Raw genomic sequence first — 15,782 nt, 5'->3', positions numbered from 1 at the left:
TCTTCCTCGAAGTGCGGGTCAGCCGCCCGGGTTCTCGTTACGCCCCGCGACGACCCGCTCGGCCACCGCGGTGATCTCGTCGTCACTCAGCCGGTGCGTGCCGGCCGCCGTAGCGGTCATCACCACCGGGTAGATCTTGCGGATGACGTCCGGCCCGCCGGTCGCGGTGTCGTCGTCGGCCGCGTCGTACAGCGCCTCGACCGCCAGGGTGATCGCGTCCTCGGTGCTCACACCCGCCCGGTAGCGCTTCTTCAGCGCCGCCTTGGCGAACAGCGAACCCGACCCGATCGCCTCGTAGCCGGTCTCCTCGTAGATGCCGCCGGCCACGTCGAAGCTCCAGATCCGGCCGGGACCCACACCCTCGGCCGGCGCCAGGTCGAAACCGGCGAACAGCGGCACCACGGCCAGGCCCTGCATGGCCGCGCCCAGGTTGCCACGCACCATCGCGGCCAGGCGGTTCGCCTTGCCGTCGAGGGAGAGCATGGCGCCCTCGATCTTCTCGTAGTGCTCCAGCTCGACCTGGAACAGGCGGATCAGCTCGATGCCGATACCGGCCGTGCCGGCGATGCCGATCAACGAGTAGGCGTCGGCCGGGTGGACCTTCTTGATGTCCCGGCTCGCGATCAGGTTCCCCATGGTCGCCCGGCGGTCACCGGCCATCACCACACCGTCGGTCGTCGCGATCGCGACGATCGTGGTGCCGTGCGGCGCGATGTCGGCGGACAGGCCCGGCGGGAGCGGCCGGCGGCCCGGAAGCAGCTCCGGGGCGGCCTGACTCAGGAACTGCGTGAAGGAGGACGTCGAAGTGCTGGTGAAGAAATCCGGTAGACGCCCGGATGGATCAAAGCCCGTCGCCACGTGGTTCCTTTCAGGTACGTGCAGTTGAAGCACACTATCCCGCCGGAGCCCGCGGGGGCGCTCAACATCATCGACATGTCTTGGGGAAATGGCGGACGCCGCCGAAACGGCGGCGCCCGGTCATTCGAAAACGGACAAAGCCCTCACTGGCCGCCCTTTTGGACATAGCCTCGGACGAACTCCTCAGCGTTCTCCTCCAGGACGGAGTCGATCTCGTCCAGGAGGTCGTCGACGTCCTCGGTGATCTCGGCGTGCCGTTCCGCTACCTCGGGATTGGCCTCGACGGTGACGTCCTCGATCTCCTGGTCGCTGGAGCCCTTACTGCTCTGCGACTGACCACCTGTGTCTCGGGTTGCCATGGATGTCCCCCTTCTCAGCCGTCCCCGAAGTCCTGCAACATCGGGTTGGGAAAAACCTACCTCGCACCTGTGACGAAACGGCCCGCCGGAACGGGTGTTTTATTACCGGCTCGTGATCACTTCGAGCAGATCCTTCGCACTCTCGCAGGTGTCGAAGAGCGCGCCGACATGCTTTTTCGTGCCGCGTTCCGGCTCCATCATGGGCACCCGGACCAGCGATTCCCGGCCGACGTCGAAGATCACCGAGTCCCAGCTGGCGGCGACCACCTCGGAGGCGTACTGCGCGAGGCAGCGGCCCCGGAAGTAGGCCCGGGTGTCGTCCGGCGGCTCGTACATCGCGCGCTGCGTCTCGTCCGGGTCGAGCAGGGTCTTCATCGACCCGCGCGCCACCAGGCGGTGGTAGAGGCCCTTCTCCGGCCGCACGTCCGAGTACTGGAGGTCGACGAGCTGGAGTTTCGGCGAGGACCAGCCCAGGTTCTCCCGCTCCCGGTAACCCTCCAGCAGCCGCAGCTTGGCCACCCAGTCGAGACTGTCGGAGAGCAGCATCGGGTCGCGGCCGAGCTTGTCGAGCGCGTCCTCCCAGCGGTCCAGCACGTCGGCGGTCTGCTCGTCCACGTCCGCGCCGAGCCGGTCGTCGACGAACTGCCGGGCCCGCTCGAAATACGCCCACTGCAGATCCAGCGCGGTGAGCCGGCGGCCGTCGCGCAGCCGCATCAGGTGCTTGAGCGACGGGTCGTGACTGACCGCCTTGAGCTCGCTCACCGGGTCGGCGATGCCGAGCTCGCCGGTGAACACCTTCTCCTCGATCATGTTGAGGATCAGGGCGGTCGTCCCGACCTTGAGGTAGGTGGAGATCTCGGACAGGTTCGCGTCGCCGATGATCACGTGGAGGCGGCGGTACTTGTCGGCGTCGGCGTGCGGCTCGTCACGGGTGTTGATGATCGGCCGCTTGAGGGTCGTCTCCAGGCCCACCTCGACCTCGAAGAAGTCGGCACGCGAGGAGATCTGGAAACCGGCGCCGCTGCCGTCCTGGCCGATGCCGACGCGACCGGCGCCGCAGAAGATCTGCCGGGTCACGAAGAACGGCGTGAGGTGGGCGACGATGTCGGCGAAGGCGGTCTGCCGGCGCATCAGGTAGTTCTCGTGCGCCCCGTACGACGCGCCCTTGTTGTCGGTGTTGTTCTTGTAGAGCTGAATGCGGTGCGTGCCCGGGATCGTCGCAGCGCGGCGGGAGGCCTCGGCCATCACGCGCTCGCCGGCCTTGTCCCACTTGACGATGTCGAGCGGGTTGGTGACCTCGGGCGTGCTGTACTCCGGGTGGGCGTGATCGACGTAGAGGCGGGCGCCGTTGGTCAGTATCACGTTGGCCAGGCCCAGGTCCTCGTCGGCGAGAGCCTCGGCCGGGTCGTAGGCGGCGCCGGAGTAGGTGAAGCCGCGGGCGTCGCGCAGAGGCGACTCCTCCTCGTAATCCCAGCGGGCGCGGCCTTTGCTGCTGAGCTCGGGGCGGGCGCCGTAGGCGTTGACCACCTGGGAGGACGTGACCATCGGATTGGCACCGGGCTGGCCGGGAACCGAAATGCCGTACTCGACCTCGGTCCCCATAATCCGTCGAACGCTCATGCGACCACCCTGTCCGCCACGAAGCTGCGCCTGCTCATGTATCGAGCCTAGACGCTCTCGTATCGCTTTCCGAAGCTCCCCGTACGCGCGTCCGTACCTTCCGTGGCGAGTTTGATCACGATGTCCCGCCGCGCGAAGGCCTGTGCCGGCCGCTCGATCCACCGATGACCTGCCCAGGCCACTGCCAGCGCACCGACGGTGAACGCGACCGCGGTGATCAACGGGTCCCGGGTGGTCCAGCGGACCACCGCGAGGACCGGGATGTGAAGCAGATAGAGCGAATAGCTGATCGCGCCGAGCCGGACGAGGGCGCCCGGGACCCACCGGTCCCGCAGGAGGAAGGCGATCGCGAACGTCGCCGCGACCGCGACCGCCACACTCGGCGCGGTCCGCATCGCCACCCCCGCGGCGACCAGCGCGAGAACGGCGACCGCGGCCGGGCGCGAGGTCTCCCGGTGCTGTGCCCGGTAGATCACCGTCCCGGCGAACATCACCGCGAGCATCTGCGTGGCCTGCCCCGACGACGCGCTGGTCACCTGGTCGGTGGCATGCCCGTTGACCAGCGGCAGGACGATCGCGGCGAGCCCGGCGGTCCCGGCCGCCAGACCGAGACTCTTCTTCCCGAGGTACGCCCACAGCACCGCCCCCAGGAGCACCGCCGCCACCACCGCGGTGATCCGGCGGCCGGCCGGGCTCCCGCCGAGCAGATCGCCGGGCGGGCCGGCCGCCGCCACCACGGTGAGCCCGGCCGCCCACCAGGCACTGTCGCGGTGCCGGCCCCACACGAAGAGCCCGGCCACCACGAGGTAGAAGACCATCTCGAAGGAGAGCGTCCAGAACGGCCGGAGCACGCCTCTGGTGCCGATCAGGTCCTGCAGCATGGTCATGTGCCCGAGGACGCTCGCCGTGGTCTCAACGGCCAGCTGATCGGGCATCCGGACGATCCCGGCCGCGGCCAGACCGATCGTGACCAGGACGGCGAACAGGTACGCCGGGTAGATCCGCAGCAGGCGGCCGGTCCAGAACCGCCGCAGGTCACCGTGCCGCTCCAGGGACATCGGGATGACGTAGCCGCTGACCAGGAAGAACAGCAGCACGCCGTACTTCCCGAGGTCGATGACCTCGAAGATCCGCAGATGCAGCTCCCGGCCCAGGACGACCGGGGCGACGTGGAAGACGGCGACGACGGCAGCGGCCCAGCCACGGAGGGCGTCGAGCCAGGCCAGACGGGTCATACGGGGTTGAACGAGGCCGGGGCCGGAGGGAAACCCCTCCGGCCCCGGTCGTGGTACGTCCTTACAGGTACTGGCCGGTGTTGGACGCGGTCTCGATGGACCGGCCGGCCTCGGCACCCTTGCCACCGGAGACGAGCGTGCGGATGTAGACGATCCGCTCACCCTTCTTGCCGGAGATCCGGGCCCAGTCGTCCGGGTTCGTCGTGTTCGGCAGGTCCTCGTTCTCCCGGAACTCGTCGACGCAGCTGTCGAGCAGGTGCTGCAGACGGAGACCCTTCTTGCCGGAGGTGAGGAACTCCTTGATCGCCATCTTCTTGCCACGGTCGACGATGTTCTGGATCATCGCGCCGGAGTTGAAGTCCTTGAAGTACAGGACCTCCTTGTCACCGTTGGCGTAGGTGACCTCCAGGAAGCGGTTCTCCTCCGTCTCCGTGTACATCCGCAGCACGACCGCCTCGATCATCGCGGCGACCGTCGCGTCCCGGTTACCGCCGTGCTCGGTGAGGTCGTCCCCACTGAGCGGCAGCTCCGACAGGATGTACTTGGCGAAGATGTCCTTCGCCGCCTCGGCGTCCGGGCGCTCGATCTTGATCTTCACGTCGAGCCGGCCGGGGCGCAGGATGGCCGGGTCGATCATGTCCTCCCGGTTGGAGGCGCCGATCACGATCACGTTCTCCAGGCCCTCGACACCGTCGATCTCGCTGAGGAGCTGGGGAACGATGGTGTTCTCCACGTCACTGGAGACACCCGAGCCACGGGTCCGGAAGATCGAGTCCATCTCGTCGAAGAACACGATCACCGGGGTGCCCTCGCCCGCCTTCTCACGAGCCCGCTGGAAGACCAGGCGGATGTGCCGCTCGGTCTCACCCACGTACTTGTTGAGCAGCTCCGGGCCCTTGATGTTGAGGAAGTAGCTGGTGTGCTTCTCCTCGCCACGCCGCTCGGCGATCTTCTTGGCCAGCGAGTTGGCCACCGCCTTGGCGATCAGGGTCTTGCCACAGCCGGGCGGGCCGTAGAGCAGGATGCCCTTCGGCGGGCGCAGCTGGTGCTCCCGGAACAGGTCGGCGTGCAGGAACGGCAGCTCGACCGCGTCGCGGATCTGCTCGATCTGGGAGTGCAGGCCACCGATGTCGCTGTAGTCGACGTCGGGCACCTCCTCCAGGACGAGCTCCTCGACCTCGCTCTTCGGGATCCGCTCGTAGGCATACGCCGAGCGGGGCTCGATCATGAGCGAGTCACCGGCGCGCAGCTTGTCGATGTCGAGCGAGTCGGCGAGGAACACGATGCGCTCCTCGTCGGCGTGCGACATCACCAGCGCCCGGTCGCGGGGGCCGCCGGACGGGTTGTCCAGCACCTCCTTGAGCGAGACGACCTCGCCGGTGCGCTCGAACCCGAACGCGTCGACGACGTTGAGAGCATCGTTCAGCAGGACTTCCTGTCCCCGCTGGAGCTCGTCGGCGGCGAGCGACGGCGAAACCGCCACCCGCAGCTTGCGACCGCCGGTGAACACGTCCACCGTGCCGTCCTCGTGCGCCGCCAGGAAAACGCCGTAGCCGCTGGGCGGCTGGGCGAGCCGGTCAATCTCTTCCTTGAGAGTGACGATCTGGGCTCTGGCTTCCTTGAGAGTCGCCACGAGCCGCTCATTGTTCTCTGTCACTCGGGAGAGCTGCGCCTGCGTCGCCGCGAGCCGTTCCTCGAGCTGCCGGACGTGTCGGGGGCTCTCGGTCAACTTCCGCCGAACCAGGGCGAGTTCTTCCTGCAGAAACGCGACCTGACTGGAGAGATCGTTGACTTCCTTCTCCGCTCGCGCGGCGCGGGAGTCCGCTTCGTCGCTACGTGCCACGTCCCACCTCCCCGGGGGGCTTGAACGTCTTGGGTTAACACTAGCCGTTGCGAAGCGGTTTTCGACCCATGCAACACCCTCGTCACCGACTCTTGATCGATTGGTGCGACCGCGGCTGAGCCGGTCGGACATAGTTCGGGTACCGTCGGCCCGGACGGGTTGCGGGAGGTAGATGTGTCAGCCGACACTGATGAGCTGCGGGTCTGGATCGATCAGGATCTCTGTACCGGTGACGGACTCTGCGTTCAGTACGCCCCGGAAGTGTTCGAACTGGACATCGACGGCCTCGCCTATGTAAAAGACCACTCCGGCGAGTTGCTCCAGGCCCCGGGCGTGCGCACCGACGTCCCGCGGCAGCTGTTGCTCGAGGTCATCGACTCGGCCAAGGAGTGCCCCGGCGACTGCATCCACGTCGAACGGGCCGCCGACGGTGTGCCCGTCGCCGGCCCGCTGAGTGAATCGGACTGAATGTCAGAGGGTGGGACGGCCGACCAGTGAGGCGACCACCCGGGAGAACTCCTCGAGCCGCGCGATCTGACCGGCCCCGCCGTCGTCGAGCGTCTTGCCGAAACGCAGCGCGTCGTGCCGCAGCGGCGCCCGGCCCTCGTCCTCACCCACGCCGGGCGGCGGCACCGCGTCGTCAACCGAGCTCAGCAGCAGGTAGACGTCGATGCTGTCGACCCGGGCCTGCCCGTTGGGCGTCCGGGTGAGCCGCCGCCGGCAGCCCACCTCGGTCACCGTCGACAGCGGCACCACCCGCAACGACGACGTCATCGCGCCGACCGGGCCGTCACCGGGCGCCACGTCCTCGCCGTGCCACAGGACCAGGCGGCTGCCGTCACAGACGACGACCTCCTGCCACACCCCGTTCACCTCGTTGACGAAACGCTCCAGGGTGAAACACAGCACCTGCGCGCCCCGCAGGACCCCGAAGAGCGCCTCCAGGGCCACCTCGGGGTCACGCAGGTAGGCGCGGGCCGCCGAATCCAGGTCCGGGTAGGGCGACCAGTCCGGGAAGACCGCCGGCATCTCGTTGCTGCCGCCGAACGGCGGGGAGCTCATCGCGCCGCCTCCGACGCACTCCGACGTCGCCCGCTCGCGAGCTCGCTCAACGCGCCCACTCCTGTCCTCCCGAGGCCTGGCCCCAAGAACCTACCGGATTCCAGATACGACGGTCACTCCCCCGCTGCTTCCACGGCCTGAGCCGCCAGCGCCGCCTGGGTGGCCTTGCGGATCGCGTACGCCTCCGCGCCCTTGCTCGGTTTGCGCCGGCGCGGCGGCGCCGTGACACCCGGGGCCAGCTTGCGGGCCGACACCAGGAAAGCGGTGTGCGCGATCATCCGGTGGTCCGGCCGGACCGCGAGCCCGTCGGCGTGCCAGTCGCGGACCAGCGACTCCCAGGCCCGCGGCTCGGTCCAGCCGCCCCGCTCGCGCAGCGCCTCGACCAGCTCCGACAGCTGCGGGGTGGTCGCCACGTAGCCGATGAACACGCCACCGGGGATCAGCGACTTCTCGACCATGTCGAGCGCCTCCCACGGGGTCAGCATGTCCAGGATGATCCGGTCGAAACCGGTGATGTCGTTGCCCGCCACGTCACCGTTGTGCAGGTGCCACGCCGGGTGCGGCCCGCCGAAGAACGCCTCCACGTTCTTCCGGGCGATCGCCGCGAAGTCGTCGCGCAGCTCGTAGCTGTGCACCTCACCGGAACTGCCGACGGCCCGCAGCAGCGAACAGGTCAGCGCGCCCGAGCCGGCACCCGCCTCCAGCACCTTCGCACCGGGGAAGACGTCACCCATCGCGACGATCTGCGCCGCGTCCTTCGGGTAGATCACCTGCGCGCCACGCGGCATCGACAGCACGTAGTCCGACAGCAGCGGGCGCAGCGCCAGGTAGGCGGTGCCGCTAGCCGCGGTGATCACGCTGCCGTCGGGCAGGCCGATCAGCTCGTCGTGCGACATCGCGCCGCGGTGCGTGTGGAACGCCTTACCGGGCTCCAGCACGATCGTGTGCATCCGGCCCTTCGGGTCGGTGAGCTGGACGCGGTCGCCCGCCCGGAACGGCCCGCGGTGCGCGGGGACGTCGTCGACGGCGGGGGCTGGGGTTGTGGTCACTGCTCTTCTCTCAGGAGGTCGCTAATTTCGGCTCGGGCGCCGGGGTTCCAGCACGGCGGCCACGTCGGCGACCCGCAGGACGCCCACGACATCCTCGCCTGCGGTCACCAGGTACTGCGCGCCAGGGTGGGCCTGCAGCGCCCGGACCACCTGCTCACCGGTCAGCCCGAGCGGCAGCGTGGTCAGCGCGTCACGGGACCGGGCCACACTCTCCACGCTCACCCAGGGCCGCCGGTCGACCGGAACCCGCTCGGCGGCCACCGGGTCGACCAGTGCCGTGAGGCTACCCGCCGAGTCGGTGACGGCCAGCACCACGTCCGGCCGGGGATCCTCGGCCCGCCGCCGCTGCGCCTCACCCAGCGGCGTCCCGGCCGGGACCCCCAGCAGCGGCCGGACCAGCGCACCGAGGTCCACCAGCGGGAACCGCCCGGTCATCCGCCCCAGACGGATCGACTGGCCGGCGCCCTGCCACAGGGTCAGCACCACCAGCAGCACGAAGACCAGCCCCAGACCGGTCACGATGTCGAGCCGGAACAGCAGCACCGCCACCGCCGCCGTCAGCACCGCCAGGGCCCGGCCCGACCAGCCGGCCGCCACGGTCGCCCGGTTACGGTCCTTCAGCACCGCCCACAGCAGCGCACGCAACGCCCGGCCACCGTCCAGCGGCAGCCCCGGCAACACGTTGAAGAACGCCACCAGCACGTTGCTCAGCGCCAGCTGAAAGGCGATCTGCCCGGCCAGCGTGTGGTTCGGCAGCACCACGGCGGCGGCCGTCGCCACCCCGCCGAGCAGCAGCGACACCGCCGGGCCGGCCAGCGACACCAGCGCGTCCACCCGCGGAGCCGGCGCGTCCCGGTCCATCTCCGTCCAGCCGCTGAGCAGCTCGAGAGTGATCCGGCGCACGCCGATGCCGAACCGGCGGGCGGTCAGCGCGTGCCCCAGCTCGTGCAACAGCACCGAGCCCAGCAGACAGGCCACAAAACCCATGCCGACGAGGTACGCCCAGGGCTGCTCGAGGTCGAGCTCGGAGCGGGCGTAGTTGCCGTAGACCACGGTGACCAGCACCGCGAGCAGCAGCATCGACCCGTTCGCGTGCACCGGGATGCCCGCCACGTGCCCCACCGGCCGCCCGCCCCCGGGCGGCGGCCCCGGAGGTGTCCCGCCCCGCGGCCCCTGCGCTGCTCGGCTCTGCTCCACGCGATCGATGCTACGGACACGCCCGCGCGGGACCCACCCCGCGTTTTTCGTCGTACCCCTGGCCTAGCCTCTTTGACATGACGGCGCTCTCTCCCATGGCGGCCCAGCCGGTGTCACCGACCCCGCAGCCGGTCCCCTCGCAGCCGGTCTCCCCGGAGGCCGCCTCTCCAGATTCGGTCTCCCCCGATCCGGTCTCCCCTTCGCCCGTCTCCGCATCACCCGTCTCCGGGCCACCCACCTCCGGATCACCCGTCTCCGGATCACCCGTCTCCGGATCACCCGTCTCCGGATCACCCGTCTCCGGATCAGCCACCTCCGGACCACTCGTCTCCGGATCACCCACCTCTGCTGGGCCCGTCGGCCCGGCCACGGATCAGGCGTCCGGCCGGGCCCGGCGCCCGGAGACCCCGTCCGGGCCGTCGTTGTCGCCCTCCCGTGCGGCCGACTTCAAGACCTGCCCGCTGCTGTTCCGCTTCCGGACGGTCGACAAGCTGCCCGAGACCCCGTCGGCTGATCAGATCCGCGGCACCCTGGTCCACGCCGTCCTGGAGCGCCTGTTCGACCTGCCCGCCGCCGACCGCACTCCGGAGGCCGCCGCGGCGCTGGTGACCCCGGCGTGGGAGCGCCTGGTCGCGGAGGAGCCCGAGGCTGCGTCCATCTTCGCCACCGACCCACCAGCCAGGGGCCGCCCGGCCCGCACCTCCACCTCCACCTCAGCCTCCGCCACGCCTCCCTCCGCTGCTTCCGCCACGCCTCCCTCCGCTGCTTCCGCCACGCCTCCCTCCGCTGCTTCCGCCGCGGTTCCCGCCGCTGCTTCCGCCGCGGTTGCCGCCGGTCCTTCCACTGCTTCCGCCGCGGTTGCCGCCGGTCCTTCCACTGCTTCCGCCGCGGTTGCCGCCGGTCCTTCCGCTGCTTCCGCTGCGGTTCCCGCTGCTTCCTCCGCTGCGGTTCCTACTGCTTCCTCCGCTGCGGTTCCCACTGCTTCCTCCGCCGCGGATCCCGCCGGTCCTTCCGCTGCTTCCGCCGCGGTTCCCGATGCTTCCTCCGCCGCTCCTTCCGCAGCCGTTCCCAGCGGTCCTTCCCCCGCTCCCTCCGCAGCTTCTTCCTCGCACCAGGCTTCCGCCGGCCAGGGTGAGGCCGCCGGGTTGATGCGTGATCCGGCCGCGGTCGAGGCCGAGATCGACGCGACCGGCCAGGCCGCGCTGATCGACTTGCCGGACGGCGCCGCCGAGGCTGCCCGGCTCGCCGCTTTCCTGGCCGGCGCCCGTGACCTGCTCGCCGGCTACTTCGCGGTCGAGGACCCCCGCCGCCTCCAGCCGGCCGAGCGGGAGACGCTGATCTCCACGACGATCGGTGAGGACCTGCTGCTACGCGGCTACATCGACCGCCTGGACGTCTCTCCCGCCGGTGACCTGCGGGTGGTCGACTACAAGACCGGCGGTGCCCCACGCGAGGCATTCGAGGGCCGGGCACTGTTCCAGCTGAAGTTCTACGCCCTGGTCCTGTGGCGCGCCCGGGGAGTGGTCCCCCGGGCCCTGCGCCTGCTCTATCTGAAGGACGCCGAGGCCCTCGACTACAGCCCCGATGCCGGCGAGCTGGAGCGTTTCGAGCGCACCCTGATCGCCCTTTCCACGGCGATCGAGCGCGCCAAGCGCGACCGCGACTTCCGCCCCAAGCCGAGCCGTCTCTGCGGTTGGTGCAGCCACCAGTCCCTCTGCCCCGAGTTCGGCGGCACCCCGCCCCCGTTCCCGGAGCTGCCCGTCCTCGGCGCTTCCGCCGCCGACACGGAGCCCGACCGGGTGGGCGCCCTTCTCCGGGACGATCCGCTTGGCTGACTACGGCCCGCCGTCGACACCCCCACCCCGAACCGGGTGTGCACCTCACTCCGGGCGGATCCACCCGGTTGACCCCGGCCTGTCCTCAACCGTTCCGACCGCGTGGCCCCGCCCCTCCGCGACTCCGCCCGCCGGCCCCAGCCTGCCCTCCGCGACTCCGCCCGCCGGCCCCAGCCTGCCCTCCGCGACTCCGCCCGCCGGCCCCAGCCTGCCCTTCGCGACTCCGTCCGGCCGGCCGCAGCCTGCCCTCGGCGACTCCGCTCCCACCACCGAACCCGACTGCATGGGCTCCCTCCTCCGTGACGCCCTTCCCGGCTTCCCCAGGTCCGCGCCCGACGCCCCCGCTACCGACCGCGGCCGTCTGCACGCCCCTCCCGGAACAAGCCCTTCGGCCAGCAGCGGCGATCCCGCCTCCGCAACCCAGTGGGCACACTTCTCCCTCACGGCTTCCTCGGCCGGCCCGCCCCGGCTCTCCACGATCTCGTGGTGGCGGAGGTGACGAGGTGGTGAGCGGGCCGCTGCGCGTCCTCCTCGCGGACGCCGCTCCTCTGCACAGGGCCGGGCTGCGCACGGTGCTCACCGGCAGCACACCGATCGCCACCAACAGCACACCGCTCCCCGCCGGCAGGACACCGCTCCCCACCAACAGCACACCGCTCCCCGCCGGCGGCACACCGATCGCCACCAACAGCACACCGCTCCCCGCCGGCAGGACACCGCTTCCCACCAACAGCACACCGCTCCCCGCCGGCGGCACATCGCTCCCCGCTGGCAAAACGCCGCTCCTTGCCGGTCAAACGCCACTCCCCGCCGGTAGCTCGCCAACCCGGGCCAGCCGCGGGACGGCCTCGACCGATGATCATGGCTGGGCGGGCGGCCAGCGGGAGATCGTCATCGCCGGAGAGGCCGGTGACGGGGTGGAGGCGGTCGACTTGGCCCGCCGGCTGCTGCCGGACGTTCTGATCGCCGACGTGGCTCTGCCCCGCCAGGACGGCCTCGCCGTGGCCCGGGCGATCACCGAGGCCCGGCTCGCGGTGCGGGTACTCATCCTGACCAGCCGAGACACCGACGAGGAGGTGTTCGCCGCCATCGCCGCCGGAGCCGCCGGCTACCTCTGCAAGGAGGCTCCCCAGGCGGAGCTGGTGGCCGCCGTCCACGCCGTGGCCGACGGCGGCGCGGTCATCACCCCGCAGGTCCTCGCCCGGATGCTGACCCGGATGGCCGGAGCGATGCCGCCCGACTCCGGGGAATCCGTCGCGGCCAGGCTGTCCCCACTGACCGGCCGCGAACGGGAGGTCCTGGTCCACGTGGCCCGCGGCCGCAACAACGGCGAGATCGCCGCGATCCTCGGCGTCAGCGAGACGACGGTGAAGACCCACGTCGGCCACGTGCTCACCAAACTCCGGCTCCGGGACCGTACCCAGGCCGTGATCCTCGCCTATGAGACCGGTCTCATCCGCCCCGGCATGTGACAGCGACGGTGAGATCACACGTAGGCGTTGCGTGTGATCTCGTCACCGTCGAGAGTGCGGCCACTGTCGTTCGGCCGGGCTGATCTCGGCCGCCGGTAACCGGTGCGCCCGGACCCCGCATGGCCGGTATCGGCCTGAGCCATCACCGAGGACCCGGTCTCCGAAAGCTCTCTGACCACAAAAGCCGAAACGGCAGGAAGGGCCGGGCAGCGGAAAGGCCGCTCAGGCCGCCCGCTGGATGTGGATGTCACCCGAGGCGGTGCGGACCTTCAGTTCGAGGGTGGCGCCGGTGGGTGCCGCCTCAGCCCCGGGCGCGGCCAAGCCGTTCACGTTGCGTCCGGAGGACGTGTTCAGGTCGAGCCAGACGCCGGTTCCGGGGGCCACGCCGACACGGACGTCACCGGAGGACGTCCGGATCTTGGCCTGCCCCTGGCTCAACCGGCCGACTTCGATCTCGCCGCTGGCCGTGGTGGCTTCCAGGGAGGCGCCGGCAGATCCGAGCCGGATGTCACCGCTCGACGTGCCGGCTGTGACGTCACCGATGACGTCACCGATCCTCAGGTGTCCGGAACTGGTCTTGAGTTCCACCGCCCCACCCGCCCGGCGGAGGGTGAGGTGACCGCTGGCGGTGGTGATGTGGGCGTCCCCGTCGACGGTCTCCACCTCGGAGTCGCCGGAGGAGAGTCGCAGGTCCACCCGGGCGTAGCGGCCGGCGGCACGAACCCTCGCGGCGGCGCTGCGACCGGTCAGTGTGCTGCCTTCCGGGACCTTGATGCTGATGGCGAGGCTGTGCCCGCGACGCCACAGGCTGCCGCGCCGCTCGGGGACGTGCACCACGAGGGTGTCGCCCTCCAGTGCCACTTTGACCTCGGCGGCCAGGTCACGGGCGGCGCTGCTGTCACGGATCGGGCTGACCTCGACCTGGATCGTCTCGTTCTGCCCGGCTTCGACGTCGACCCGGCCGCTGAGGGCACGGAGCGAGACGGTCACGGGTTCGGTGCGCGCGTACTCGTACATCTGGGATCTCTCCTCGATCGACGAAGGTGCGGGATCAGCAGAAGCGGTGCGGAAGCGGTGCGGAAGCGGTGCGGAAGCGGTGCGGAAGCGGTGCGGATCTCCCGCAGAGGGGATCAGGCCTGGAAGAAGCCGGTGACCCGGCGCCCGGACGGCCCGCCGCCGGGACCGGTGACGGCACCCGTGACGGCACCGGTGATCGCCCGGACCAGCCAGGCGTTGACCGAGACCCCCTCGGCCGCCGCGGTCTGCTCGACGTGGGTCTTGAGGCTCTCCGGCATACGGAGCGTGAGCCGGGCAAGATCACCGCCGGCGTCGGGAACAACGGCCGGCGGCGGTGACGTCGGTGTGACAGCACCGGTGACGACGAGGTCGGCGTCACGGCCGCGCAGCCGGACCTCGACGACGGGCCCGCTGAGCCGGGTGGTGATCTCGGCGGCCGCGTCGGACAGGGCTTCCAGCAGGGCCAGCCGGGCGGAGGACTCGAGGGCGCCGCTGAGCAGGTCGGCGGCGCGGACGGTCTCCGGACCGGCGGGGGCGGCGACGGCCGCCAGGTCGGCGCGAAGCCCTTCGAGGTACGGCGTCAGGTCCATGACACCACTATGACGTCATGAAGACGTCATCCACAAGAGGAAGGGAGCGGAAACAGCGCCGCCAGATGTGCCACATCCACCCCGGCCAGCGTCGGGCGCAGATGGACACCGTCGACCGGCTCCAGCGCCAGCTCGGCCGGCACCGCCAGCACCACCGCACCGGCCGCCAGAGCGCTGGCCACCCCGCTGGGCGAGTCCTCGATCGCCACGCACGACGCGATCGGGACGCCGAGCAGGCCGGCCGCCGTCCGATACGGCTCCGGGTCCGGTTTGGGCCGCAGCACCTCGTCGCCGCAGACGATGACGTCGAAGTTCTCCGGCCCGAGCGTCTTGAGGGCCACCTCGACCAGGCGACGCCCGGTCGACGTCACGAGTGCCACCGGGAGGCCGGCCGCCCGGACCGCGTGCAGCAGCTCCATCGCTCCGGGCCGCCACACCAGCCCGCCGGCGAACAGCTCCTGGACCCGCACGGTCAGCCACTCCACGTCGGGAGCCTCGGGGCGGCCCGGCAGCCCCAGATCGTCGCGGAAGATCTCCATGCTGCGCGCCATGCTGGTCCCGACCATGGCGAGGCGGGCGGCGTCGGAGAGGACGCCACCGGCCACGACGGCGAGCTCGGCCAGGGCGACGCCCCAGAGCCGCTCACTGTCGACCAGCGTCCCGTCCATGTCGAAGAGCACAGCGGCAGGAGTCACCGGGCCATTCTGGTTCGCCGCCCTGCGCCCTGCCGAGTGGATGTGACGGCGCCCTCAGAGACCGCACGGCTCCAGCGACTCCTCGTAGCCGTTGGCGAACGACTGGAACCGCTGCTGGGGTGACCCGTGCGAGCCGGGTGCGAACCAGGGCTGGTCGGGGTCGTCGCCCACCGCGTCGAGCCCGTCGGCCAGTTCCTGGGTGTCGGTGTCATCCATGGTCAGGTTCTTCGCCCGGACCTGGTCACCGATGTAGGCGCCGGCCATGCAGTCGGCCTGGAGTTCCTGCTCGATGGTGAACTCCTTGCGGATGCCGAGCCGGGCCTGGACGGCATGCGCGTACTCGTGGCCGAGCAGGTAGTAGACGAACGCGTCACCGAGCTGCTGGAACGCGGCGAACGCCCAGTTCACGTCGTAGGCGATGAAGTCACCAACCGAGCAGTAGACGGCGTTGTTCCGCGGCAGCGGCTGCCCGGCGCAGTCCACCTCGCCGTCCCGCTCGTACGGAATGATCTCGGAGACCGGCTGGAAGTCGGCGCCGAGCCGCTGTGACCAGTAGTGCTCGGCGACGCTCTGGGCGGCCTGCATGTCCCGGGCGAACTCCTCCGGCGTGTCGGTCCCCTCAGGGCCGAGATCGGCACTGCCGGTGGCCTTCGGCGTGGTGCGTGGCCCGGGGAGCGACGACGGCTCCTGCACAGGCATGCAACCGGCGGTGAGCAGTAGGGACAGAAGGGCCAGGAGCGTGGCGGGCCGAGAGCGCATGCGGTCCTCCTCCGACGGGACTACCACGTTAGACCGAATCCACCAACATCAACGTTCTCAGGGAAGTCCCTGAGAACTTCCTAAGTGCCCTCCTCAGGGATTTCTCCGCGTCGGCCTCACCCGCCGGGCGGACGCCACACGCCCGGCGCGCGGCAACACTGGGCCGGACGGAATTCGGGACCACAGGGGGA

The 15,782-nt window shown here is 70.5% G+C and carries 14 protein-coding genes and 2 pseudogenes; 4 read left to right on the top strand and 12 right to left on the bottom strand.

The window, feature by feature from the left end:
- Positions 1-18: 18 nt before the first annotated feature.
- From prcB to arc, 5 genes are all read right to left on the bottom strand, one after another.
- The gene (gene prcB, locus ACFO0C_RS10795) at positions 19-858 is read right to left on the bottom strand and encodes a proteasome subunit beta (RefSeq protein WP_378066442.1); all 840 of its coding nucleotides are present in this window, start codon (positions 856-858) and stop codon (positions 19-21) included.
- 143 nt (positions 859-1,001) lie between these two features.
- Positions 1,002-1,217 (bottom strand): ubiquitin-like protein Pup, encoded by a 216-nt coding sequence (locus ACFO0C_RS10790; RefSeq protein WP_360292182.1) that lies wholly within the window; start codon positions 1,215-1,217, stop codon positions 1,002-1,004.
- A gap of 102 nt (positions 1,218-1,319) precedes the next feature.
- Complete coding sequence (gene dop, locus ACFO0C_RS10785) at positions 1,320-2,837, bottom strand: depupylase/deamidase Dop (RefSeq protein ID WP_378066441.1); 1,518 nt, start codon at positions 2,835-2,837, stop codon at positions 1,320-1,322.
- 47 nt (positions 2,838-2,884) lie between these two features.
- Entirely contained in the window at positions 2,885-4,072 is a 1,188-nt protein-coding gene (locus tag ACFO0C_RS10780; RefSeq protein WP_378066440.1) for an acyltransferase family protein, read from the bottom strand.
- A 61-nt stretch (positions 4,073-4,133) separates the two neighbouring features.
- Positions 4,134-5,915: a proteasome ATPase gene (gene arc / locus ACFO0C_RS10775; protein ID WP_378066439.1), complete on the bottom strand. Its 1,782-nt coding sequence runs from the start codon at positions 5,913-5,915 to the stop codon at positions 4,134-4,136.
- A 174-nt stretch (positions 5,916-6,089) separates the two neighbouring features.
- Between arc and ACFO0C_RS10770 the strand changes: the two genes are divergently transcribed.
- Complete coding sequence (locus tag ACFO0C_RS10770) at positions 6,090-6,383, top strand: ferredoxin (protein ID WP_378066438.1); 294 nt, start codon at positions 6,090-6,092, stop codon at positions 6,381-6,383.
- A 3-nt stretch (positions 6,384-6,386) separates the two neighbouring features.
- Here the strand turns inward: ACFO0C_RS10770 and ACFO0C_RS10765 are convergent, their stop codons facing one another.
- From ACFO0C_RS10765 to ACFO0C_RS10755, 3 genes are all read right to left on the bottom strand, one after another.
- The gene (locus ACFO0C_RS10765; protein WP_093611934.1) at positions 6,387-6,977 is read right to left on the bottom strand and encodes a hypothetical protein; all 591 of its coding nucleotides are present in this window, start codon (positions 6,975-6,977) and stop codon (positions 6,387-6,389) included.
- A gap of 113 nt (positions 6,978-7,090) precedes the next feature.
- A complete protein-coding gene (locus ACFO0C_RS10760) occupies positions 7,091-8,026 on the bottom strand; it encodes a tRNA (adenine-N1)-methyltransferase (RefSeq protein WP_378066437.1) in 936 nt (311 codons plus the stop codon).
- 21 nt (positions 8,027-8,047) lie between these two features.
- Positions 8,048-9,139, bottom strand: a complete 1,092-nt coding sequence (locus ACFO0C_RS10755) for a site-2 protease family protein (RefSeq protein ID WP_378066486.1) — start codon at positions 9,137-9,139, stop codon at positions 8,048-8,050.
- 506 nt (positions 9,140-9,645) lie between these two features.
- Between ACFO0C_RS10755 and ACFO0C_RS49030 the strand changes: the two are divergent.
- The 3 genes and pseudogenes from ACFO0C_RS49030 to ACFO0C_RS10740 form a co-directional block, all read left to right on the top strand.
- Positions 9,646-9,930 (top strand): annotated as a pseudogene (locus ACFO0C_RS49030) (RecB family exonuclease); the annotation flags it as partial.
- A gap of 447 nt (positions 9,931-10,377) precedes the next feature.
- A pseudogene (locus ACFO0C_RS10745) lies at positions 10,378-11,058 on the top strand (RecB family exonuclease); the annotation flags it as partial.
- Between the two features lie 506 nt (positions 11,059-11,564).
- Positions 11,565-12,530, top strand: a complete 966-nt coding sequence (locus ACFO0C_RS10740; RefSeq protein WP_378066436.1) for a LuxR C-terminal-related transcriptional regulator — start codon at positions 11,565-11,567, stop codon at positions 12,528-12,530.
- 222 nt (positions 12,531-12,752) lie between these two features.
- Here the strand turns inward: ACFO0C_RS10740 and ACFO0C_RS10735 are convergent, their stop codons facing one another.
- The 4 genes from ACFO0C_RS10735 to ACFO0C_RS10720 form a co-directional block, all read right to left on the bottom strand.
- Positions 12,753-13,547, bottom strand: a complete 795-nt coding sequence (locus ACFO0C_RS10735; protein WP_378066435.1) for a DUF4097 family beta strand repeat-containing protein — start codon at positions 13,545-13,547, stop codon at positions 12,753-12,755.
- A 113-nt stretch (positions 13,548-13,660) separates the two neighbouring features.
- The gene (locus ACFO0C_RS10730) at positions 13,661-14,137 is read right to left on the bottom strand and encodes a hypothetical protein (RefSeq protein ID WP_378066434.1); all 477 of its coding nucleotides are present in this window, start codon (positions 14,135-14,137) and stop codon (positions 13,661-13,663) included.
- A gap of 26 nt (positions 14,138-14,163) precedes the next feature.
- Positions 14,164-14,817 carry an HAD family hydrolase gene (locus ACFO0C_RS10725; RefSeq protein ID WP_378066485.1) on the bottom strand — a complete coding sequence of 218 codons (654 nt, stop codon included), beginning with the start codon at positions 14,815-14,817 and terminating at the stop codon, positions 14,164-14,166.
- A gap of 69 nt (positions 14,818-14,886) precedes the next feature.
- Complete coding sequence (locus tag ACFO0C_RS10720; RefSeq protein WP_378066433.1) at positions 14,887-15,591, bottom strand: neutral zinc metallopeptidase; 705 nt, start codon at positions 15,589-15,591, stop codon at positions 14,887-14,889.
- Between the last annotated feature and the right edge of the window lie 191 nt (positions 15,592-15,782).

This window comes from Actinoplanes subglobosus, assembly GCF_042650585.1.
In the GTDB taxonomy this organism is placed as follows: Bacteria; Actinomycetota; Actinomycetes; order Mycobacteriales; family Micromonosporaceae; genus Actinoplanes; species Actinoplanes subglobosus.
The sequence above is the reverse complement of the archived record's forward strand: the minus strand, read 5'-3'. Positions and strand labels throughout refer to the sequence as shown.